Here is a 22,452-nt window from a genome sequence, read left to right as displayed (position 1 = left end):
CCATGTGGTTTAAGAATCTTAAAATTTATCACCTTTCCCAGCCTCTGGATTTAGCACCTGAAGACCTGCAGGACAAGCTGAGCCAGGCGGCTTTTCGCCCCTGTGGCAACCAGGACATCGCCAGTATGGGTTGGACGTCACCTCTGAAGCAGGGAGACAGCCTGGTACATGCTGCCGACGGCCGCATCTTGTTAAGCCTGAAGAAGCAGGAGCGCTTATTACCTGGTGCCGTAGTAGCCGCAGAGCTTGAGCAACGAGTTGAAAAGATTGAGCGTGAAACCGGTGCACCAGTTGGCAAAAAGGCCAAGCAGGAGCTCAAGCAGGAAATAACCCATCAATTGCTGCCCAAGGCTTTTACCCGCGACAGTTATACCTTTGGCTTTATCTCCACAAAAGACAATCTGGTTGTTGTTGACGCATCAGCCGATGGCAAAGCGGAAACCTTCCTGGCTCATTTGCGTAAAACCATAGGCTCCTTACCCGTGGTGCCACTGTGTCGACGCAGTTTAGCCGCTGATCTGACCGCCTGGTTAAAAGGTGACAGCATTCCCCAGGGGTTCGACCTGCTGGAGGAAGCCGAGCTTAAATCACCAGATGAGGACGGCGCGATAATCCGTTGTAAAAACCAGCCACTGGATGCCGAAGAAATTCAGCTTCACCTGCAAAATGGTAAGCTGGTACAAAAAATCGCACTGGACTGGGACGAGACCCTCACTGCACTATTGCAGGAAGACCTGACGGTGAAGCGCCTGAAATTCAGTGATGTACTGCGTGAGCAAAACGACGATATTCCCAAAGACCAGCAACTGGCCAGAATGGATGCAGACTTTTGCCTGATGGCCGCCGAAGTCATCCGGCTGATTAAAGCCCTTGACCAGGCCTTTGCCTTGTCTGAACAAGACTGATAAATATCGGCCCGGCGCCTGCAGACGCCGGGCTGTATCTCACTGAAAAATGGCTTTGGCGTTGTCCCGCATAGTTTTGAATTCGTCTGCTTCCAGTACACTCAAATCCTTAAACAGGCCCTTTTGCTGACTGATATTCATCACCGCATCTTTCTGACTGCCCATATGGCCACAAAGTGCCGCCCCTAAACGGACAAAATCCAGGTAAGTAACCTGTTCTGGCAAATAGGTCATATTTCGCCAATTTTCTGCCACCGTCACCAGCTCTTCATGGAAACCCCATTCTTTGAGGATAACACCACCGATACGACCGGATAATTTCTGCACTGCGACAGCCAGAAAAGTTGGATTGGCAAACACATCGTCGTGACGCTCAGCCTCGGTAAAAATTGGTAGCACGCCAATATTGTGTACCAAAGCAGCCAGGGTCATGATGTCCAGATTTAAGCGCTTTTGTTTGGTTTGCTCGGTATGCACTTGCAAGGCAGCCATAGCATTGGCCACCACATCAATGGTCTGCTCCCAAACCTGATTTATATGCTCATGCACAATTTGATTCTTGGAAACAAACAGCTGTTCCATGGCCAGGGCGGTGGCAATGTTTTTAACCTGTCTCAAGCCAATACGAGTCACCGCCTGATGAATGGTTTCCACCTTAACGGTACGTCCCATATACGCACTATTGGAAATTTTGATAATCCTGGCACTAAGAGCCGGATCCTGGCCAATCACATCAGCCATTTTATTTAAATTCACTTCGGGATCATCGGCTGTGCGACGGACCTTCAGGGCAATAGCTGGTAAGGTGGGAAGCACTAGTGTGTCGTTATTAATTTTCTCTACCAGTATTGTCAGTAAGGCGTTTTCTGTGGACATATTCCAACCTTTATTAGCGGCGTTATGATTATTTCCCTTGAAGGGGCCCGGCAAAAACCCATTAGCCCCGCAAACGCCCTAAGTATCATCTAATTTATGGAAAAGTAAAAGGAATGTAACGGCTAAACCGTTATGGTGCATGCGTTGGGCTCCGCATTAAAAGTACAGTAAGATAGAGCAGTGGCAATCAATTCCACCGTTTCATCACCCAATAAAAAAAGCGACAGGACTACTATGAAATTTGCAAAGATCACCCTTTGTATGGCGATGGCCTCCGGGCTACTGATAGGTTGTTCCCAACCTGCTAAGCAAACAGAACAAACAACGACCCAACCACAAGCAACTGCATCGGCACCAGAGTTATTACAAGGACTGGGATCCAGACTGGATATCTATTATCCGGTAGACCTGTCCAGCGACTTGTCACATCTTTCTCAGCGACAGAAGCAGATGCTGTCACTGCTTATAGATGCGGCAAAAGTCATGGACGATCTATTCTGGAAGCAAGCCTTTGGACAGGATAAAGCACAGTTTTTGCAATCCATCCAGGATGATAAAGTTCGTCAGTTCGCCGATATAAACTACGGCCCCTGGGATCGCCTTAATGGTGACAAGCCCTTTCTAAGTGGCTTCGCAGAAAAACCACTAGGGGCTGAATTTTACCCCGAGGATATGAACAAAGCAGAATTTGAAGCCAGCGATTTTGCTGACAAACAAGGCCTTTATTCCATGGTGGTGCGGGATGATAAAGGTTCACTCAAGGCGATTCCCTACTCCCAGTATTTCAAGGCGGAACTGACACAGGCAGCAGATCTGCTGCGCCAGGCCGCTGAGCTGGCTGACAATGCCGCCTTTGGTCAATACCTGAGTATGCGTGCTGATGCCCTGCTGAGCGATGATTATCAGCCATCTGATATGGCCTGGATGGACATGAAAACCAATCCCATCGAATTAGTACTGGGCCCAATCGAGACTTATGAAGATCAACTCTACGGCTATCGGGCCGCCTTTGAAGCCTATGTTTTAATTAAAGATCTGGCCTGGAGTGACAAGCTGGCCAAATACGCCGCCTTCCTGCCCGAGCTGCAAAAAGGTTTACCGGTAGACGCGGCTTACAAGCAGGAAATGCCAGGCTCAGACGCCGACCTGAATGCGTATGACGTAATTTATTACGCGGGTCATTCCAATGCCGGCAGTAAAACCATTGCCATCAATCTGCCCAATGACGAACAGGTGCAATTGGAAAAAGGCACCCGTCGCCTGCAGTTGAAAAACGCCATGCGGGCCAAGTTTGACCATATTCTTGTGCCGATTGCCGAGCAGTTAATCGTGCCTGAGCAGCGCCAGCATATTACCTTTGACGCTTTCTTTGCCAACACCATGTTCCATGAAGTGGCACATGGACTGGGAATTAAAAATACCCTGGATGGCAGCGCAACGGTGCGCCAGGCGTTAAAAGAACATGCATCAGCGCTGGAAGAAGGTAAGGCCGATATTCTTGGCCTGTACATGGTGCAGCAGTTGCTGGAAAAAGGCGAAATCACCGAGGGCACACTGGAAGACTACTACGTAACCTTTATGGCGGGTATCTTCCGCAGCGTACGTTTTGGTGCATCCAGCGCCCATGGTAAAGCCAATATGATCCGCTTTAATTTCTTTGCCGAGCACGGCGCATTCAGTCGTGACGAGCAGGGTTTATATAAGGTGGATATGGCAAAAATGGGGCAAGCCATTGATGCACTATCTAACCTGATACTGACGTTGCAGGGAGATGGTGACTATCAAGGCGTGGACAGCCTGGTCGCCGACAAAGGGGTTATTAAGACACAACTGGCTGAAGATTTAGCTAAGTTGACCCGTGCCAACATCCCCGTAGATATTACCTTTAAACAAGGTAAAGCGGTGCTGGGCCTGTAAATACTTGCCGGGAGAGTGCAGAAGCACTCTCCTTGTTACTCTGAGGTATCAGGTACCAGGTACTCCACTATCACCACATCCAGCCACTCCCCATTTAGCTGCCCATGGCGCTCATAAACCCCCACTTCCCGAAAACCGAGTTTGCGGCATAAGGCGCGGCTGGCCTGATTAAAGGTGAAAATGCGCGATAGCACTTTGTAAAAGCCCCAGGCGTTAGCGGCTACCAATAGCTCGGCTAACAGCTTAGTGCCTATGCCCAGCCCTTTGGCTTCATCGGCCAGATAGATAGAAAACTCGGCAATGCCCTTATAGCAGTCCCGCGGCCGGTATTCAGACAAGCGGGCAACCCCCAGTACCTGGCCATACTGCTCGGCTACCAACACAGGGTATAGAGTGTCGGTTTTTAGCCAGTTGGCGATATCGCGGTTGGTTCTGGGCTGGGTTTCAAAGGTGCCCAGGCCTGAAGCAATGCCCTGATTGTAGATAGCGCAGATGGACGGAATATCATCCCGTCCGGCATAACGAATCTGTACTTCCTGTGACATAAGCTTATCCAAACCAATGGCGGGTGCGGTTGGCAAACCAGACCAGCGATAACATCACCGGCACTTCGACCAGCACCCCCACCACAGTGGCCAGTGCCGCGCCGGAATGCAGACCAAATAAGGAAATTGCCACGGCTACCGCCAATTCAAAAAAGTTGGAGGTGCCAATCATACAGGCCGGGGCGGCAACATTGTGCGGCAGCTTCATCTGTTTGGCCGCGAAGTAGGCAATGGCAAAGATGCCGTAGGTCTGGATCAGCAGCGGTATGGCAATCATGCCAATCACCAATGGCTTGTCCAAAATGGTTTCGGCCTGAAAACCAAATAGCAGCACCACGGTCGCCAGCAGCCCGATAATCGACCAGGGTTTAAGGTTGGCGACAAAAGCATTTAAGCGGCTGTGATCATTGGCCTTATCCAGTTTTTTGCGGGTAATGGCACCGGCAATCAGCGGTAGCACCACATACAGCACAACCGACAACAGTAGGGTTTGCCAGGGCACCTGGATATCGCTGATACCCAGCAAAAAAGCGGTGATAGGAGCAAAGGCGAAAATCATAATAATGTCGTTGATAGACACTTGTACCAGGGTGTAGTTGGGGTCGCCCTTGGTTAGCTGGCTCCATACAAACACCATGGCAGTACAAGGGGCCACGCCCAGCAGAATCATCCCGGCGATATACTCACCGGCGCTTTGCGGGTCGACCCAGTCGGCAAACAGGCCTTTAAAGAACAGCCAGCCCAGTAGTGCCATGGTAAAAGGCTTAATCAGCCAGTTTACCACTAAGGTTAGCGCCAGCCCCTTGGGCTTTTTACCTACATCTTTGATGGCGGCAAAATCAATCTGGATCATCATCGGGTAAATCATCAGCCAGATCAGCACCGCCACCACCAGATTAACATGGGCATATTCCAGTGCCGCCACCTGGGCAAACAGCCCTGGCGCCGCATTACCCAACAACACTCCGGCGGCAATACACAGCGCCACCCACAACGACAGATAACGTTCAAATAATCCCATCTCGGTCTACCTTATTGAGTTTATATATCACCACAGAGGCACAGAGAACACAGAGGGGGAAGGGATAACGCCCTTCTCCAGACAGGTCTGAAATACAATCTGCGTCTCAGCGAGAAAGCCTTCTAAATCTGCCGTTGATTGACGCGCTGCATCAGTTGTTCGGCGCTTTCCACCCGCTCGGAATAACGGTCCACCAGATAGGCACTGTTATCCCGGGTTAGCAGGGTGAATTTCATCAGCTCTTCCATCACATCCACAATACGGTTGTAGTAGCTGGAAGGCTTCATGCGATTGTTGTCGTCAAACTCTAAGAAGGCCTTAGCCACCGATGACTGGTTGGGGATAGTCAGCATCCGCATCCAGCGCCCTAATACCCGCAGTTGATTGACCACGTTAAAGGACTGCGAGCCACCTTCCACCTGCATTACTGCCAATGTTTTGCCCTGCGTGGGCCTTACCGCCCCCATGGATAACGGGATCCAGTCAATTTGCGCTTTCATAATACCGGTCATGGCACCATGGCGCTCTGGTGAACACCAAACCTGCCCTTCTGACCAGATCACCAATTCACGCAGCTCCTGTACTTTAGGATGGCTATCCTCAGCATCATCCGGCAGGGGCAAACCGCTTGGGTCAAATATCCGCACTTCGCCGCCCATTCGGGTCAGCAGGCGCGCACACTCTTCAATCACCAGGCGGCTGAATGAGCGTTCTCGTAGCGAACCGTAAAGCAGCAAGAAACGCGGCTTATGGCTGGACAAGGGTGCTTGTAATTGCTGTGCGTCCGGCACCTGAAACTGGGTTTCATCTAAATTTGGCAGTGATATATCCTGTAGGCTCATTAACGGGCTCCCAGTGGTTGCAGGGCTTTGGCCCAGGTTGATTGATCCTGGCCAGCCAGTTCTTTTAGCGCCAACACCCGCGCTTTAATCAGGTCGATGCAGTGCCTGAAGGCATTGGCAACTTGTTCATCACTGCCGCTGAGTTTGGAAGGGTCTTCCAGCCCCCAATGCAGTTTCAAGCTTTTACCAAACCACACAGGGCAGCTTTCACCGGCCGCCGAGTCGCACACCGTAATCACCAAATCCGGGGCAAAATCCTCAAATCCATCCCAGGACTGGCTTTGCAGTCCATCTGTGGCAATACCGGCTTCGGACAGGTATTTAAGTGACAGGGGGTGTACCTGACCGGCTGGCTGGCTGCCGGCACTTCTGGCTTCAATCAGGCCATCCGCCAGATGATTGGTTATGGCTTCAGATAAAATGCTGCGACAGCGGTTATGGGTGCAGATATACAGAATTTTCATATTAGGACTCACAGGATGAACAGGCCGTCAGTTGTTGCTGGCAGTCGGCTAAAAATTCGCTGTTATGGCGGGCGGCGGTGGCAATAACCTCTTGCGCCCAGGCTGGCAATTCGGGATGCAAACGGTAATACACCCATTTGCCGCGGCGCTCATCGCTAAGCAGATTGCATTTGCGCAGATCCGCCAGATGCCGCGATACCTTAGGCTGACTAAGCTGCAATGCCGATTGCAGATCGCAAACGCACAGCTCCTTATGAAGGCTGATTAGCAGCAGGGATTTAAGCCGGGTATCCTCGGCCAGGCATTTGAAAAAAACCAGGGGTGATAGCATAAGCCCTCCTTTCACATGCGAAATATCATATATATGAAATTTCAGATGTCAATGGAGTTCTTGCCAACTAAGTTAGTCTTCAGCCGGTAATCAAGGCGGTGGGTGGCAGATTCAGTCACCCCCGCAATGTACAGCGCTTGCGCTAGACAATGGCGACATCATCCTTAAACAGCAGGATAGCCAGATAGATCAGTGCCAGCGGCGGCAAAAATGCCACCAGCAAACCAATCAACGCCGCCAGTCTTGGGTTTTCCGTTTTTGTTTTGCCTAACTTATAACTGCACATTGTCACAACAACAATAAAGCCAGCAAACAGCAGAGCCAGTAGCAATGCAAACACAGCGTTCTCCTTTTGAGGGTTGCAAACTGAAAACAAAGCCGTTCATTAAACAGCCAAGCTCTATACAAGTTAGCGTGCTGACTGGTTATAATCAACAATTATTTATCGATTAACGATAAATAATTATCTTATATTGATAAACTCATGACTTTGGGGCAAGCTAAGCGACATTATCATTCAAAGACAGGACAAGGCCTGATGGCCAGGCAATTAAGGATTAATCTGGATTTGTTGTTGGTGCAACGCAAGATGAGCTTGTCGGAATTGGCACAACGGGTGGATATTACCCTGGCCAATCTATCCAAGCTTAAATGCGGCCGTGCCAAGGCGATACGTTTCACAACTTTGCTGGCTATATGCGAGGCGCTGGATTGCAAGCCGGGTGATTTATTGGATCTTGAATGACCAGCTCAGGATATAGGCGATTCACCGCACTTTAATGCGATAGTGGCCCAGGCCATTGCCGGAAATATCATTCCTGCAGTTCAATACAAGGGATCTCAGCCTCGCCCAGTTTGGCGGCCATATATAGGGTAGCGTCACTAATGCTCAATGAGCAGACCATTGAGCGCTCCACCAAACTGGCCAGATGTTGGATGGCTGGCCAGGGGAATCTCGCTACTTTTACCGGCAGACGTCTGAATTGGGACCGCTCCTGCTGCCACCACACCTCAGACTTTTGGTTAAAGCTGTAAATCTTCACTTCACGGGCCTGACGCGAGGCCTTTTTGATACGGTCAAAGGCCGGCTCGCCTACATCTATCCAACTCAGCAATTGATCATCCAGACCACGCTGCCATATATCCGGCTCATTGGGTGTACTCAGACCTGTGGTAAATACCAGCCCTTCACGAGCATTTAAGCAATAAGCCAATACCCGCGCCATCATCCTTTCCAGCGACTCCGATGGATGCTGAGCCACGGTCAGATGCAAAGTGTCGTAATAATCCCGATCCAGGTCGGACAAGGAAATAATAAATTTATAGATGGTAGGTTTAAGGGCCAAAATCGTGCCTGCAAACAAAGAATTGCCGAACCTGGTGTTCGGTAGCGCAAGACTAGCAGTTGCACTCTGGCAACACTAGTGAAGTTCGTTAACCAAAGATTTGCCCGGTGGCGCCTCGACACCAACCTGAATAGTTGGCCGAAACCGCTTCACCCCAAGTAATGCCAACAGAATGCCCATCAGCGGCGTCAACCAATTGAAAAAGGCATACAGGGCATAATCCAGCGGATTCACCAGTAGCACCGACTGCATATAAGCGCCACAGGTGTTCCAGGGGATCAACGCGGAGGTACAAGTGCCGCCGTCTTCCACCGCTCGTGATAAGTTTTCCGGGGCCAGATTACGCTTGTCATATTCGGGTTTGAACATCCGTCCTGGCATCACAATGGCAATATACTGGTCGGCTGCCACCAGATTCGTGCCAAAGGCCGTACCGATAGTGGTGATAATTAACCCGGCCACGGAATTGGCCATTTTTAGCAGGGCCTGCACCACCCGTTGCAGCAGGCCTGTGGCCTCCATTACCGAACCAAAAGTCATGGCCGAAATAATCAGCCAGATGGTATTCAGCATCGAGCCCATACCGCCACCACTGAGTAAATCCTTCAGTAGCGGGTCAGGCGTATCCAGACTGACTCCGGCATACATGGCTTGCCAGACTACGGTAACAGTGCCGCCAATCTCCCCCAAAGTCGGATCGGCCTGGGCCTGAATGAAATCCTGTTGAAACAGTACCGCCATCAGGGCACCAAACAGCGCGCCGATACCTATGGCAGGAAACGCCGGTACCTTGCGAAAGGCCAGAAATAAGGTCATGCCCAAAGGCAACAACAGATACCAGGCAATATGAAACTGCCCGGAAAGGCTTAACAGCAGATTGTCCAGCTCAACCGGTTTGGCGCTGTGCTGTGACTGAAAACCCAGAATAAGAAACAACACCAACGTCAGCGCAAAGCTGGGGAGCGTACTGTAGAGCATAAAACGAATATGGGTGAACAAATCCGTACCGGCCACGGCCGGGGCAAGATTAGTCGTGTCTGACAATGGGGAGAGTTTATCGCCAAAATAGGCACCGCTGACAATAGCGCCGGCACAGATCACCTCAGACAGTCCCAGACCACTGGCTACGCCCATCAACGCCACGCCTATGGTGGCCGCCACGGTCCAACTGCTGCCGATACTTAACGCGACGATTGCGCAGATAATACAGCAGCTCAGGTAGAAATAATCTGGGTTCAACAGCGTCAAGCCGTAGTAGATCATAGTGGGCACGGTACCAGACAGCAGCCAAGTGCCAATTAATGAACCAACTGCCAGCAGGATCAGGATAGCGCCCAGGGTCAGGCTGATACCTTTGACAATCGCCTGCTCTATCTGCTCACGACCATAGCCATTGAAACGCCCAATCAGGGTAGCGATGCCCGCACAAAGCAGCAAGGCAATCTGATTTGGACCAGAAGATGAATTGTCACCAAAGTAATAGACCGCCAGAAACAATAGCAACAGCAGACAGAAAATAGGGAACAAAGCCTGTAATAAACCGGGCTGACGAGGTTGTGACATAAACAACATCTCCTCCTGAGTCGGCCTTCATTTATATTACAAGCCATTAACAATGGCAACATTTATAGTATAAATAGCATCAATATAACTAAAGATTTCTACCTGCAATCTATGCATATTCATACCCTGATAACAGTTTGCATATCCAAATCCGCCTTTCTTAACTGGACAGACCAGAAGACATTCACTTAAGGTCTGACCAGTTGAAGTTACCCAGCCCCGAATAGATAAAAGGAGAAAATATGCAGTTATGGCAAAAATTCACTGTGCTAATGCTTTGCGCTTTTTGTTGCCAGCAGATGGCACATGCCGCCAGTACCAGTCATCAGATTAGTCAGCAAAAGCGTGAGCTGGCATACCGGCTCGCCACCCAGTATACAGATTGGCAAACAGCACTTGAGCAAGGCATGCAGAATAGCCAACTCAGTGTTTCACTGGCCATGCTGGCGAAGCGTTATCCGGATAAAGCGCTATCTGCACAGCTTTATCGATCTGAGCGGGCAATCAAACAAGCCAAGGGTTTGAAAAGTGCAACCAACAACCTGCTGGAGATACGACTGGCCAATAGACAGTCCCTACCAAACTGGCAAGCGGGGCAGTCCCCCTTATTCGCCTTTGCCCCGGCTGGTAACGAAGCCAGTTGGGACTATATCGAAGCCTTTGATACGCAGGGTAAATTGCACTTGCTGGATGTGTATCAGGTGCCTGAGCGCCCGGTTTTGGTGATAGACACTAACGGTCGCACTGAGATGCAGGCTGCTATACACAGCATGCGTGCGACCTGGCAGACAAGCAAGCAAACCATGTCAGCCAAAGAAAAATCAGTGCAGTCAGTGGCAAAGGCAAACCTTGCACTGCAGGTAACCCTGATAGATAAAATCAGCCTGCAGGATGACAAAGAGCCCTGGATCTCTGGTGATGCGGAAATTTACGCCATCGTCAGTGGGGTGAATGCCAGCCGTGATGAACCCGAACTGGATATTGTTGACCTGCCCTACCTAAACCAGCAGCAACAGGTTTATCAGCCACATCAAATCCTGATCTATTGGCAGCGTTATCGCTGGGGAGCGGCCGATGTATTGTTTATGGAGCAGGATGACAATACCAATTACAAGCAACTGGCCCGGCAATTGTTTGAACTGGCCGGTGAAGTGATGGCAGCCATCCCCTCGGCAGAGCTGCAACCTTACCGGGCCATTCCGGCGCTAAGCAACAAGTTATTAAGTGCCATGCCGGATCGCTGGTTTATCAATGACGATGATCAGGTGGATCAGCTGTATACCGTGCAACAAGGTCAGCACTATACGGATCGCATCGGTGCGGCCGGCAATCTGACCATCAGCCTGAGCCCGTTAACTATTCAGCCGACCACCCCAGCCGGACAACAATAGCTCAGGACAGAAACTGAGGCCGGGCGAAGGCCCGGCGTTTGATTCTCAGAACTTGGCTCTTAATCCAAGGGCATAACGGGGGCCGGTTTCAATGACCTGCAAGGTCTGATTGGCATACTCAGCACTTTTCACCGTCAGTTCATTGGTCAGGTTGATGCCTTCAAAGAACACCGTCCAGGTTTCGTCAATGTCATAGCTGCCGCTGACATCCAACTGCTTATAATCGTCCACATAATGGCCATCACGCTGACGGCTGCCGCTGGTAACCGGTTTAGTCTGCAGGAAGCGCGCCCGGTTGTTATAGGCTAAACGTAACTGAAAGCCGTCTTTCTCATAGAACAGGATCAGGTTTTGCGAATCGCCCAGGCCGATCAGCGGCAGATTGTCTTCGCTGGACTGACTGTCTACTTTGGTCAGGTTAAATATCACACCAAGGCCGTCAAAGGGCTCTGGCAAGCTGCTGAACATGTGCTGCACGGCAAACTCGTAGCCATCCACCTCGGTGTTATTTTCATTCACCGGCCGGGAAATCTCGTAGTTGTAGCTGCCACTGGGTAATACCAGGGTTTCCGGTACCACACTGGTGCCCAGGTAGCCGTCAATGTCTTTGTTAAAGTAAGCCAGCGCCACATAACTGCCTTCGTCGTAATACCACTCCAGCGACAAGTCGAGGTTTTTCGAGGTATATGGTGCCAATAATGGGTTGCTGCCAGAACCACTCAGGCCGTCAATCTGACCATCGCCATAGCTGGTGAGCGGGCTCATCTCATTCAGCTCTGGCCGGGTAATCGACTTTGACCAGGCCAGGCGCCCAATCAAGTCATCGGTGAAGTTCATGTTGGCGTTCAGGCTGGGCAACCAGTCCTGATAGCTGTTGCTGATCTCCACCGGCACATAGTCGTCGGAATACACCGCAAAGACTTTGTTGGGTTCATTCTGTGACGGCTGCAGATCCAACAGGGCGATCTGCTTGCCACTGGAGGTACTGGTGGTATCCACATAGCGCAGCCCCGCTACCATGTTCCAGAACATCCCGTTTAGCTCGCCTTCAAAGTTAAAATCGGTATAAAAAGCCGTGACTTCTTCGTTCACTTCATAGGCGGACTGGTCCAGTACCCGACCAAAGCCGTTACGGCTCATTACCGCTCTGGCCGCCTCTGGATCATCCAACATGGCAATGACTTCGTCCCGGCTCAGGTACGCCATAATTTCATCGGTATTAAAAGTAGGCCACTGGTTAACCGGGGTACCGGATGCGCCGGACAGGAAGCCGTCAGCATCAAACAGTCTGAACAATGTTTCCGGCAGGGGAATTCGCGTACTGTTGTCAGCAAAAATCCAGGACAGCGGCCCTTCGGTTTCGCCATACACCTTACCTAAGGTGCGATCCGTGTACTGGGCGCCAAAGTTAACTTCCACCAAAGGGCCCAGTTCCACCACCAGGCTGTTGTCGAACTTAACCGCGAAGACCTCATCATCCAGTTCAGTACCTTGTAGTGACGTCCAGCCTGCGGTCAGCGAATCACCCGCCTTCAGGGGGTCAAAGGTCATGGTGGGAACCTGCTGGCCCTGGCGCCGATCATAAGAAAACTCGCCAGGACGTCCTACCACCACATCAGACCAACCTTTACCAGGGTCTGACTCGGCTTTGGAGCCACTGACATCCAACTCACTATGCCAATACTCGTTGACCTGCCAATCAATATTCACACCATAGGCATCCAGGGTACTGGAGGCATCGGACTGACGGGCCATGGATTCCACATACACATCAACAAAGTCGGCATACACCAGGGTGTTGTTGGCATCCAGTTCCGGATTTCTGACGTTGTCCGGGGTAAACCAGGATGGGTAAATATCCTGACGTCCACTCACATCATAGTTGGAATGCATATAGTCAGCGGTGATGGTCAAATCATCATGGGGGGCAAATTGCACCACCAGAGTGCCGCTGGTACGTTCTCTGTCTTCGTTCTGAACAATTTGGTCATAATTACGCGGAAAATAGACCTGACCATAATCCTGACCATCCAGCGGATCGGTTATCTTAAAGTAGTAAGCCGTATTGGCTTCTTCATAACGGCTTTCACGCTGATAACTGGCAAAGGACAACAACACACCCAACTTGTCATCATTAAAGGTGTTGCTCACCACCCCAGACAACTGCGGTTTGGTTTTACCTGTCATATCGTCATACATGGCCTTCACACTGGCCACGGCCTGGAAGCCTTTGTTATCGAAAGGACGCATGGTGGTGATATTAATGGTGGCACCAATGGCGCCTTCCTGCACTGCGGCGGATTGCGTCTTGTGCACTTCAGCACCATTAATCAGCTCTGTCGGCAAAATATCAAAGCTAAAGGCACGTCCGCCCGGTGTGCCATCCCAGTTCATGGAAGACGGATCACCCACAGTGGCCAGCATACGCCCATTCAGCAACACCGAGTTAAACTCTGGCCCCATGCCCCGTACGGTGACCAGTTGGCCTTCCCCACCCTCGCGGTCGATAGATACGCCGGTAATACGCTGTAAGGATTCTGCGACGTTCTGGTCGGGGAATTTACCAATATCTTCGGCCGAGATGGCGTCTACCACATTGGTGCTTTCACGCTTGATATCCATTGCGCGGATCAGGCTGCTTTTAATGCCTTTAACGCTGATGACTTCCACATCCTGTCCAGCGGATTGCTCCTGCCCCGCGACCGGCATGGCCAGGCCCAAGTTACAGGCCACCAAGAGTGACAGGTACGCGAGTTTAGGTGTTCCAGCTTGCATGGTTATACCTCTTGCTTTGGTTTGAGTGCTCAAGTGTTGTGGTTCAGTTTCATATGGATGCAGGACAACAATGCATCAGCATTAACACAACCATCACATTAAAACTATTTATAGTATAAATACCTCAATTTTATTTTACAAACATTTAACAGTGTTTTTTTATTGTTCTAAATGTGTCAACTACACTGAGCTGTCGCAGCACCCCCAGATGGATGTCATAACAAGGAGACAAACATGCCGATAAAGACCGTCACGTCAAAAGCAGGTAAGATTGAAAACAAGGAGAAGATGGCTGAAGCAGCCTACCAGCGCAGCATTGAGGCACTAAAAAAGATTATCAAGACCCTTGAAGAAGGTGAGCTCGATCAAGAGACATTAAACAATCTCAACTACTACTTTATATTGGGAGATAATCCGCAAAAACAGATACCTGGCGAAATACTGGCGCATTTAAAAAACACCTTAAAAGGCTTAACCGAGATCCCATTTACCGTGGAAATTACTTTCTTTAACTTCGCAAATCCTGGCAAAGGTGACAAGTTCAGCATTGCCAATGCGCAGTTTAAATCGGCTAATCAATGCATCAGGTATATGATCCATGAAGCATCACATGCTTTTTCCGGGACTCAGGATTTCTCGGAACGCGGTTATACCGATAATCTAGGAAAGTTTCGGCAGCCAGGCCTGACTCGAGAGGAAGCCGTGAATAATGCCGATGGACTGGCGGTGTTTACCGTGCTGCACAGTCAGATTGCATTGGTCTGATAAAAAAGGGCGCTAACGCGCCCAACACAGGGAAAAAGATGGAACTGGCCCCATCACATGGGAGATTAAAATGTGGCTCTAACACCCAGCGCATAACGGGGGCCGGTTTCAATCACATTAAGGATGTGATTTTCATACAGGCCGCGCTTGCGGGTCAGCTCATTAGTGATATTGATGCCTTCAAAAAATACCGTCAGATCATCGTTAATATCATAACTGCCGCTGATATCCACCTGGGCATAATCATCCACATAAATCGGCGCGCCGCCGTAACCATTTTCCTTGGACTGCATAAACTCGTTACGGTTGTTATACGCCACACGGAACTGGAACGGACCTTGCTCATAGAACAGGATCAGGTTTTGTGAATCCCCCAGCCCCACTAAGGGCAAAGGATTGGCCGGATCATCCGAGCTGGATTCACTGTCAACGAAGGTCATATTGGCAATCACCCCCAGGCCATCGAAAGGCGCAGGCAGATTGCTGAATAAGTGTTGTACCGCCAGCTCGTAACCGTCAATCCTTGCGCTGTTAAGGTTTACCGGTCGACCAACCTTATACTGATAGGTGCCACTTGGCACTGTGACCGTTTCGTCGGTTATGCCCCAGTCCACATAATTGTCGATGTCCTTGCGGAACATCGCCACAGCAGCGTAACTTCCTTCGCTGTAGTACCACTCCAAGGTCAAATCCAGATTATCGGACTCAAAAGGCTTCAGTTTAGGGTTACCGCCACTGGCATTCAGCGCATCTACTTTTCCACCACCATAGTTGGTAACCGGTGACATCTCTCCCAGCTCAGGGCGGGTAATACTCTGCGAGTAGGAGAAACGGGCAATCAGATCATCACGAATTTCCAGGCTGGCGTTCAGGCTGGGCAGCAGATTGTTATATTCATGCTCCACCTCTATGGGCAGATAATCTTCCGAACGCTTGGGCTGCACTTCATTCTGGCCGTTATTCAGCGGCAACAGGTCCAGCAGGAAAAGCTGCTGACCACGGCTGGCATTGTCGGTTTGCACATAGCGCAGACCGGCATTCAGTGACCAGAACATCTCCCCCAACTCGCCTTCAAAGAAGAAATCGGTATAGAAAGACAGGCCGCTTTCATTGATTTCATAGGCAGAATTAGAAGGATGCGCGGTATAACCGCCAAATTCTTCAATTAATTGGCGTCCGGCCGCCGGATCATCCAACTGCGCAATCGCGGCATCAGACAACAGGTAGTTAAAGAAATCTTCAGAATTGAAGGTTAGCCATTCCTGCGGCGGATTACCGGTGGCACCACTTAAAAAGCCCCCATCAAACTTGCTGAACATACTGGACGGCAGCAAAACCGGCGTCGGGTTATCACCATATAATACCGACACTTGCCAGGCCGATTCGGCATAGCGCGAACTTAATGTGCGGTCATAATAGGTGGTACCAAATTTCACCTTCGCCAGCACGCCCATGTCCGCAGCCCATTCGCCCTGCAATTTAGCTTCAGTGATTTCATCAGCGATATCTGAACCAAAGCGGCTTCCCCAGCCAGCTTTTACGCCATCTGTGGACAGGTTCTTATCAAACTGAATGCTTGGCAGCTCAGCCCCGGCACTGTTATCAAAGGTATAGTTATTCTGATAAGACGCCACCGTGTCCGTGGTGCGGCCACCGCCATTAGACTCGGCTTCAGATCTGAAGATATCGCCAGTCAACTCCAAACTGTCGTTCACCTGCCATTTGGCATTAAAGCCAAAGGCTTTGGTTTCAGTCGGACGCTGGGAAAGACGGTTCAGATAATCGGTATTACTGCCACGGCCCATAGATAATTTGACCAGGGTGCGGTTACTGTCCAGCTCTGCATCGGTGATCTGACTGTTATCAAACCAGTGGGCCAGAATGTCCTGGCGATAATCCACATCATACTTGGAATATAGGGCATCGGCGGTCAGTACCAGGTTGTCGCTGGCGCGATACTGCAGTACCAAGGTACCGCCGGTGCGGTCACGGGTCTCGGTCTGGGAAATCTGATCGTAGTTACGTGGCATCAGCACCCCGGCTTCGGCACTGCCATCATCCAGCGTGATATCCCGGGTCAGGTAACCAAAGGTTTGTGCTGAATCATAACGACTTTTACGCTCATTATGGGAAAACGACAGCAGTACCCCCAGAGTGTCATCGGCAAAAGTATTACTAATAAGGCCGGACAACTGAGGCTTAGTGCTGCCGGTCATATCATCGTACACCCCTTTGATACTGCCGCTGGCTTTAAAGCCGTCAATATCAAAGGGGCGCAAGGTGGTCACATTGACTAATGCGCCAATGGAGCCTTCCTGATGGGATGCGTAAGAGGTTTTATGCACTTCGGCACCACTGATAAGCTCTGAGGCCAGGGTATCGAAACTAAATGCACGGCCACCACTGATAGACGCCATTGTGCGACCGTTAACCAATACAGAGTTGAACTCCGGCCCCAGACCGCGGACACTAACCAACTGCCCTTCACCGCCTTCGCGATCAATGGCCACACCGGTAATGCGTTGCAGTGACTCGGCGACGTTCTGGTCGGGGAATTTGCCGATATCCTCAGCGGTAATAGCGTCCACCACATTGCCACTTTCGCGCTTGATATCCATAGAGCGGATCAAACTGCCTTTAATCCCTCTTACGCTAATCACCTCAACAGGCTCGTCTTCAGCCACCTGCACACTGTTCTGCGCCTGAGCTGTCATAGACGTTATCACGCCCATGTTAATCATTACCATCATGGGCAGGTAGCCCAATTTGCTCTGTTTACCTGTCATGCGACGACTCCCTTGAGCGTTCCAACTTGTTGTTTCAAATATGTTTTATCGTTTTGATTGATTGCCTTTAGCAGCAATCTTGTGATGGATACTACTACTGGCTTTTTACAGTTGCAATATTTATAGTATAAATACTTTTAATCAGAGTTTTACATATGGTTAACGGCATAAACAGGCTAAGTTGTGCGAAAATGTGCCGTGCCCAAAGCAAAAGAGGTAAGTTGATGTTGCGGTTATCTACAGTTGGTCGGCTTGGTTTGCTGTGCAGCGCACTTTGGTTGTCTGCCTGCGCATCGCAGCAAACAAAGATGGAACAGACTCCCACATTGGACAGACAGGGCAGCCCCACCGCCATGCGCATGCTCGACAAATTTGGTAACCAGGCATTTAACCCGCTGTTCGACCTTGGTGCCTGGCATGGCTTTTTACAACCTGGCCAGGTCGAAGAATACGGTGCCTTCAATGGCCCAATGATTATTGCCGAAGAATATGGCCTGTATCTGGCCAATCAGTTGGAAAAACTAAACATCAGTGTCAACGGCAAAGATCTTGATTATGCCGAAGCACAGGTCAGTTTTGAAAACCAGGCCGGTCAGTTGCAACAGCGTTACCACTGGCCACAATTGGAGCTACAATTGAGTCTGCACTTTGTCACGCCGCGCAGTGCAATTGTTAGCACCAGTTTGATAAATAAAACCGACAAACCGCTGCCACTGACGCTGCGCTGGCAAGGCCAGTTGCTGCAAGATTGGCAGGATGAACTGCCCCTGACAAAGCAATATCCCGATTGGCAGCGCAGCATCATAACCCAACCGCAGGGCGTTGAGATCCAGCTTGGTAATGTGCGCAGCACCTGGAATATGCTGCTTTCCGGCGACAGTCGCTATCAGATTCGCCGCTCCGTCCCAAGTCAAAGTGAACAGACCGGAACATTGGCCTATCAGGCCAGCCATCAGTTGAATCTGGACAGCAAACAACGCCAGGTCATCTATACCAGCCATAGTTATGTGCATAGTCAGCAGGAATGGCAACAGGAAAGCCGCCGACTTGATGAGGTATTTAACAACCCGGCCAAAGCCATTGAAGCAAGCCAGCAGCGCTGGCAGCAATACCAGGAAAAAGGCCTGATGCAACAAGCCGTGCTGCCCGATGCGTTGGCAGAAAAAGCCATGCAAACGCTGCTGGGCAATTGGCGGGGCAGCGCCGGTGCACTTAAACATGATGTCGTCACCCCGTCGGTCACCGCGCGCTGGTTTAATGGTGCTTGGGCCTGGGATAGCTGGAAACATGCCGCTGCCATGGCGCATTTTGCCCCCAACGTGGCCAAAGACAATATTCTGGCCATGTTTGATTATCAGATTCAAGCTGATGACCCGCTACGTCCGCAGGATGCCGGCATGGTGATCGATGCAATTTTCTATAATAAGGATGCCCAGCGTGGCGGAGATGGCGGCAACTGGAATGAGCGCAACACCAAACCGCCACTGGCCAGTTGGGCAGTATGGGAGCTGTATCAGGCCAGTCAGGATAAAGCCTTGCTTCAACAGCTCTACCCTAAACTGGTGGCCTATCACCAGTGGTGGTACAAAAATCGCGATCACAACCAGAACGGCCTGGCCGAATACGGTGCCACTGCGCATCCGCTGCACAATGATCAACAAGGCCATATTCTGTTTGATATCAACCCCCTGGAGCAAGGTGACATCAGCCAGCAGGTTAAAACCCACTGCCAGCACAAGTCACAGGACTGGTACCAGTGTGCAGGTGCAACACTCTATGAACAGGTGCTTAGCTCAGGCCAGTACCATGAACTGGATATTGGTGCGCAGCATGGTGCCGGCTGGGAGTCGGGTATGGATAACGCGGCGCGTTTTGGCTTTATCAATACCGAACAGTTACAGACTTATGCAGAGCAGCACTACGCCGGTAATCTGCAGCAGGCCAGATTGGACTGGCAGGTGCGCTTCTTTGAAAATCACAGCAAGGACGGCACATTATTAGGTTTCTCTATCGATCAGGAGTCGGTAGAGCTAAATGCCTACCTGGCGATGGAAAAACACCTGCTGGCTGAAATGGCTAAGGTTTTGGGGTTAGCGGAACAATCCCGGCGCTGGCAAAGCCAAAGTGAGACATTGGCTGCACGGGTCAACCAGTGCTTTTTTGACCAGGACAGTGGCTTCTATTACGACCGCCAGATTGGCCGCGAAAAAGCCGACACATCTGGTTGTAGTGGCAAGCTGCTTACCGCCAGAGGCCGTGGTCCAGAGGGTTGGGCCCCTTTATGGGCAGGCATTGCAGGGCAAAAGGAGGCAGATGCCGTGGCCAGTGTGATGCTGTCCAGTGACGAATTTAACACCTATGTTCCGCTGGGTACCGCAGCGCAAAGCAACCCGGCTTATCATCCGGACATTTATTGGCGCGGCCGGGTATGGCTGGATCAATGGTACTTCGGTGTAATGGCACTGGATAAATACGGCTATCACCAGCAGGCCGCTGAGCTGGCGCTGCGCTTACTGAATAATTCACAAGGCTTGTTGCAAGACGGTGCCATCAGGGAAAACTACCACCCCTTGAACGGCGCTGTACAAGGCGCAACCAATTTCAGTTGGAGCGCCGCCCACCTATACCTGATGTATCGCCAGCTAAATCCAAACTGATTAGATAAGCCGCTGTGCCCCTTGCGCGGCGGTACAATGTAAAACCCTGGGGCGCAGTCCAGTTTGCTGCGCATAGTGCCCCATCACCCGGGCCTCTGCGTCAGCAAGCAGTGCCTGGGGCATCAGGGCTACCACCGAACCGCCGAAACCGCCGCCGGTCATTCTGGCCCCGCCATGCTCACCAATTATCTCCTGTAGCAAAGCTACCAGAAAATCTATGGGTGGCACGCTAATTTCAAAATCCTCGGCCATGGAGCGATGTGATGCAGCCATTAACTGGCTTAGAGCGGATATATTCTGTTCGGCCAGCGCCTTTGCCGCTGACAGAGTCCGGTCATTTTCACTGACAACATGGGCGGCTCGCTTAGCCAGCAGCGCAGGTAATCTGTGCCTATGCTCGACAAGTTGCACGGCATCTACATCACGCAACCAGGCCTTACCCAAATGTGCGGCAGCCGCCTCACATTGACGGCGTCGCAGATTGTACTCGCTGCCGGTCAGTTTACGCTTGACGCCGGATTCAATGATCATCAGCGCCAGATTGTCAGGGATCGGTACCGGCTGGTAAGTCAGACTGCGGCAATCCAACAACAGCGCATGCTCAGCGACCCCAGCGGCGCAAATCAGTTGGTCCATGATGCCACATTGGCACCCGGCAAACTGATTTTCGGCCTGCTGACCAATACCCGCATTATCTTGAGGTGTCAGGGCTTGTCCGGCCATGGCGGCAAATGCCATGGCCAACGCCACTTCCAGTGAAGCCGATGAACTCAGTCCAACACCCTGGGGCAGCGTACCTGCAATTAACAGTTCACAGCCCGGCAACACAACGCCGCGCTGACGCATCACTGCTGCCACCCCACGCACATAGTTGCCCCAATGGCCTTGCTCGCGTGGCAGAATTGGCTGGTCCAGATTAAATTCATCCGGCTGTGTCGGCATGGCCAAAGCCCGGCAGGTAATTATCGGTCCAGGTCGGGGACGACAGATCACATAAGTGTATAAATTCAGCGCGCAGGGCAATACAAATCCCTGGTTGTAGTCGGTATGCTCACCAATCAGATTAACCCGACCTGGGGCGCGAAACAGCATTGCTGCTGGGTGAGAAAAATGCTGATGAAAGGCATCAAGCAAGGGTTGCATCTCACGCATATTGCACATCCAATTTGGCTTGCCTGTAATGTCGCCCCAGATGGCGACGTAATTGTTCTGCCGCCAACTCCGGCGTCATATCCCGTTGAATTTCGGCCAGCAGTTCATAACCAACCATATGCTTACGCACCTGTGCCGAACGCAGAAGTGGTGGATAAAAGTGACCATGCAATTGCCAGTAGCTGGTCGTGCCTTCCAAATAAGGAGCCCCGTGCCAGCCCATGGAATAGGGAAAGTCACATTGAAACAGGTTGTCATAGCAGGTAGTAAGCCGTTTTAATACCTCGGCCAGGTGCTGCTGCTGCCGATCATTCAGGCTTTCCATTCGTGCTACATGGCATTTAGGCAAAACCAGCGTTTCAAATGGCCACGCGGCCCAGTAAGGAACCACCACCAGCCAGTCTGCATTTTCTATCACCACACGCTCTTGGCGCTGCCTTTCACTGTCACAATAGTGCAGCAGCAGATTGCGGCCATGTTGTTGATGATAGCGACGCTGCGCCGCGTCAACTCTGGCCGGTAAGCTGGGCACAGCGCTGCTGGCCCATATCTGTCCATGCGGATGCGGATTCGAGCAACCATTAATACTGCCTTTATTTTCAAATACCTGTACCCACTGGTGGGTTGCGGACAGTTGCTGATACTGCAAAATCCAGGTGTTGATGATCGCCCGGATCTGGCTGACCTCAAGTTGTGCCAGGGTGCGGCTGTGATCGGGGGAGTAGCAAATTACCCGACAGGTGCCACGCTGGGATTGCACTACAAATAATTCATCCTGCCCGCCCTGAAACAATGGAGTATCGGCGGTCATGGCGGCAAAATCGTTGGTGAATACAAATGGCTCGGTGTAGGTTGGATTGCGCAGCCCCGTGGCTCTGGCATTACCGGGACATAGATAGCATCCGGCGTCATAGCTGGCAGTATTGTCCTCAACCAGCGCTTCGGTCTGGCCTTGCCAGGGACGACGGTTGCGATGCGGCGATACCAATACCCAGTCGCCGGTTAAGGGATTGAGGCGGCGATGAGCATGTTCCGCCATATTGAAAGTTGTCATTGAGCTGTTACATCCTGCGCCAAAGCTTGTCGACATGACCGACGCCGACACCTGTCTGTGAG

At 51.1% G+C, this 22,452-nt stretch carries 19 protein-coding genes; 6 read left to right on the top strand and 13 right to left on the bottom strand.

The genetic code is table 11. The annotated features are described in order from the left end of the window. Positions 1–2 precede the first annotated feature (2 nt). Positions 3–905, top strand: coding sequence for a recombination-associated protein RdgC (gene rdgC, locus CSR04_RS18615; RefSeq protein WP_102797831.1), 903 nt, complete (start codon positions 3–5; stop codon positions 903–905). Positions 906–944: 39 nt separating this feature from the next. Here the strand turns inward: rdgC and CSR04_RS18610 are convergent, their stop codons facing one another. After that, on the bottom strand, positions 945–1,781 hold the full coding sequence (locus CSR04_RS18610) for an HDOD domain-containing protein (protein WP_102797830.1): 837 nt from the start codon (positions 1,779–1,781) through the stop codon (positions 945–947). Between the two features lie 234 nt (positions 1,782–2,015). Between CSR04_RS18610 and CSR04_RS18605 the strand changes: the two genes are divergently transcribed. Further along, positions 2,016–3,698, top strand: a complete 1,683-nt coding sequence (locus CSR04_RS18605; protein WP_102797829.1) for a dipeptidyl-peptidase 3 family protein — start codon at positions 2,016–2,018, stop codon at positions 3,696–3,698. Between the two features lie 35 nt (positions 3,699–3,733). Here the strand turns inward: CSR04_RS18605 and CSR04_RS18600 are convergent, their stop codons facing one another. The 6 genes from CSR04_RS18600 to CSR04_RS18575 all read right to left on the bottom strand — a co-directional run bounded on the left by CSR04_RS18600 (position 3,734) and on the right by CSR04_RS18575 (position 7,241). Further along, positions 3,734–4,243, bottom strand: a complete 510-nt coding sequence (locus tag CSR04_RS18600) for an arsinothricin resistance N-acetyltransferase ArsN1 family A (protein WP_102797828.1) — start codon at positions 4,241–4,243, stop codon at positions 3,734–3,736. 4 nt (positions 4,244–4,247) lie between these two features. After that, on the bottom strand, positions 4,248–5,264 hold the full coding sequence (arsB, locus tag CSR04_RS18595) for an ACR3 family arsenite efflux transporter (RefSeq protein WP_102797827.1): 1,017 nt from the start codon (positions 5,262–5,264) through the stop codon (positions 4,248–4,250). Between the two features lie 122 nt (positions 5,265–5,386). Then, a complete protein-coding gene (gene arsH / locus CSR04_RS18590; RefSeq protein WP_102797826.1) occupies positions 5,387–6,106 on the bottom strand; it encodes an arsenical resistance protein ArsH in 720 nt (239 codons plus the stop codon). Beyond that, the gene (locus CSR04_RS18585) at positions 6,106–6,570 is read right to left on the bottom strand and encodes an arsenate reductase ArsC (protein WP_102797825.1); all 465 of its coding nucleotides are present in this window, start codon (positions 6,568–6,570) and stop codon (positions 6,106–6,108) included. Before CSR04_RS18585 ends, arsH begins: the two co-directional genes overlap by 1 nt. Before the next feature lies 1 nt (position 6,571). Then, positions 6,572–6,901: a metalloregulator ArsR/SmtB family transcription factor gene (locus tag CSR04_RS18580; RefSeq protein WP_102797824.1), complete on the bottom strand. Its 330-nt coding sequence runs from the start codon at positions 6,899–6,901 to the stop codon at positions 6,572–6,574. 142 nt (positions 6,902–7,043) lie between these two features. Further along, entirely contained in the window at positions 7,044–7,241 is a 198-nt protein-coding gene (locus CSR04_RS18575; protein WP_102797823.1) for a hypothetical protein, read from the bottom strand. A gap of 198 nt (positions 7,242–7,439) precedes the next feature. Here CSR04_RS18575 and CSR04_RS18570 point away from each other — a divergent pair, with 198 nt between their 5' ends. After that, positions 7,440–7,646: a helix-turn-helix domain-containing protein gene (locus CSR04_RS18570; protein ID WP_102797822.1), complete on the top strand. Its 207-nt coding sequence runs from the start codon at positions 7,440–7,442 to the stop codon at positions 7,644–7,646. Positions 7,647–7,713: 67 nt separating this feature from the next. Here the strand turns inward: CSR04_RS18570 and CSR04_RS18565 are convergent, their stop codons facing one another. Beyond that, on the bottom strand, positions 7,714–8,247 hold the full coding sequence (locus tag CSR04_RS18565; protein ID WP_102797821.1) for a YaeQ family protein: 534 nt from the start codon (positions 8,245–8,247) through the stop codon (positions 7,714–7,716). Between the two features lie 75 nt (positions 8,248–8,322). Next, positions 8,323–9,810, bottom strand: coding sequence for a Na+/H+ antiporter NhaC (gene nhaC / locus CSR04_RS18560; RefSeq protein WP_102797915.1), 1,488 nt, complete (start codon positions 9,808–9,810; stop codon positions 8,323–8,325). 242 nt (positions 9,811–10,052) lie between these two features. Between nhaC and CSR04_RS18555 the strand changes: the two genes are divergently transcribed. Continuing rightward, positions 10,053–11,201, top strand: coding sequence for a DUF3103 family protein (locus CSR04_RS18555; protein ID WP_102797820.1), 1,149 nt, complete (start codon positions 10,053–10,055; stop codon positions 11,199–11,201). 45 nt (positions 11,202–11,246) lie between these two features. On the opposite strand, the gene CSR04_RS18550 is transcribed toward CSR04_RS18555, so the two are convergent. Further along, on the bottom strand, positions 11,247–13,976 hold the full coding sequence (locus CSR04_RS18550) for a TonB-dependent receptor (protein WP_102797819.1): 2,730 nt from the start codon (positions 13,974–13,976) through the stop codon (positions 11,247–11,249). Between the two features lie 234 nt (positions 13,977–14,210). On the opposite strand from CSR04_RS18550, the gene CSR04_RS18545 reads away from it, so the two are divergent. Next, positions 14,211–14,741: a hypothetical protein gene (locus CSR04_RS18545; RefSeq protein WP_102797818.1), complete on the top strand. Its 531-nt coding sequence runs from the start codon at positions 14,211–14,213 to the stop codon at positions 14,739–14,741. A gap of 65 nt (positions 14,742–14,806) precedes the next feature. On the opposite strand, the gene CSR04_RS18540 is transcribed toward CSR04_RS18545, so the two are convergent. Then, positions 14,807–17,527 (bottom strand): TonB-dependent receptor, encoded by a 2,721-nt coding sequence (locus CSR04_RS18540; protein ID WP_102797817.1) that lies wholly within the window; start codon positions 17,525–17,527, stop codon positions 14,807–14,809. Between the two features lie 155 nt (positions 17,528–17,682). Here CSR04_RS18540 and ygjK point away from each other — a divergent pair, with 155 nt between their 5' ends. Next, entirely contained in the window at positions 17,683–20,184 is a 2,502-nt protein-coding gene (ygjK, locus tag CSR04_RS18535; protein WP_102797816.1) for an alpha-glucosidase, read from the top strand. Here the strand turns inward: ygjK and galK are convergent, their stop codons facing one another. Both galK and CSR04_RS18525 read right to left on the bottom strand, forming a co-directional pair. After that, the gene (gene galK / locus CSR04_RS18530) at positions 20,185–21,336 is read right to left on the bottom strand and encodes a galactokinase (protein WP_102797815.1); all 1,152 of its coding nucleotides are present in this window, start codon (positions 21,334–21,336) and stop codon (positions 20,185–20,187) included. Then, entirely contained in the window at positions 21,329–22,390 is a 1,062-nt protein-coding gene (locus CSR04_RS18525) for a UDP-glucose--hexose-1-phosphate uridylyltransferase (protein ID WP_102797814.1), read from the bottom strand. The genes galK and CSR04_RS18525 overlap by 8 nt, the downstream gene beginning before the upstream one ends. Between the last annotated feature and the right edge of the window lie 62 nt (positions 22,391–22,452).

It is taken from the genome of Bowmanella denitrificans (assembly GCF_002887595.1).
Lineage (GTDB): Bacteria > Pseudomonadota > Gammaproteobacteria > Enterobacterales > Alteromonadaceae > Bowmanella > Bowmanella denitrificans.
This window is presented reverse-complemented; position numbering and strand designations above follow the sequence as displayed.

Coding starts and splice junctions, on each gene's coding strand:
- arsH (WP_102797826.1), bottom strand. CDS start 6,106: ATGAGCCTACAGGATATATCACTGCCAAATTTAGATGAAACCCAGTTT.
- CSR04_RS18610 (WP_102797830.1), bottom strand. CDS start 1,781: ATGTCCACAGAAAACGCCTTACTGACAATACTGGTAGAGAAAATTAAT.
- CSR04_RS18585 (WP_102797825.1), bottom strand. CDS start 6,570: ATGAAAATTCTGTATATCTGCACCCATAACCGCTGTCGCAGCATTTTA.
- CSR04_RS18540 (WP_102797817.1), bottom strand. CDS start 17,527: ATGACAGGTAAACAGAGCAAATTGGGCTACCTGCCCATGATGGTAATG.
- CSR04_RS18570 (WP_102797822.1), top strand. CDS start 7,440: ATGGCCAGGCAATTAAGGATTAATCTGGATTTGTTGTTGGTGCAACGC.
- CSR04_RS18525 (WP_102797814.1), bottom strand. CDS start 22,390: ATGACAACTTTCAATATGGCGGAACATGCTCATCGCCGCCTCAATCCC.
- CSR04_RS18555 (WP_102797820.1), top strand. CDS start 10,053: ATGCAGTTATGGCAAAAATTCACTGTGCTAATGCTTTGCGCTTTTTGT.
- arsB (WP_102797827.1), bottom strand. CDS start 5,264: ATGGGATTATTTGAACGTTATCTGTCGTTGTGGGTGGCGCTGTGTATT.
- CSR04_RS18600 (WP_102797828.1), bottom strand. CDS start 4,243: ATGTCACAGGAAGTACAGATTCGTTATGCCGGACGGGATGATATTCCG.
- nhaC (WP_102797915.1), bottom strand. CDS start 9,810: ATGTCACAACCTCGTCAGCCCGGTTTATTACAGGCTTTGTTCCCTATT.
- rdgC (WP_102797831.1), top strand. CDS start 3: ATGTGGTTTAAGAATCTTAAAATTTATCACCTTTCCCAGCCTCTGGAT.
- CSR04_RS18550 (WP_102797819.1), bottom strand. CDS start 13,976: ATGCAAGCTGGAACACCTAAACTCGCGTACCTGTCACTCTTGGTGGCC.
- CSR04_RS18545 (WP_102797818.1), top strand. CDS start 14,211: ATGCCGATAAAGACCGTCACGTCAAAAGCAGGTAAGATTGAAAACAAG.
- CSR04_RS18605 (WP_102797829.1), top strand. CDS start 2,016: ATGAAATTTGCAAAGATCACCCTTTGTATGGCGATGGCCTCCGGGCTA.
- ygjK (WP_102797816.1), top strand. CDS start 17,683: ATGGTTAACGGCATAAACAGGCTAAGTTGTGCGAAAATGTGCCGTGCC.
- galK (WP_102797815.1), bottom strand. CDS start 21,336: ATGCGTGAGATGCAACCCTTGCTTGATGCCTTTCATCAGCATTTTTCT.
- CSR04_RS18580 (WP_102797824.1), bottom strand. CDS start 6,901: ATGCTATCACCCCTGGTTTTTTTCAAATGCCTGGCCGAGGATACCCGG.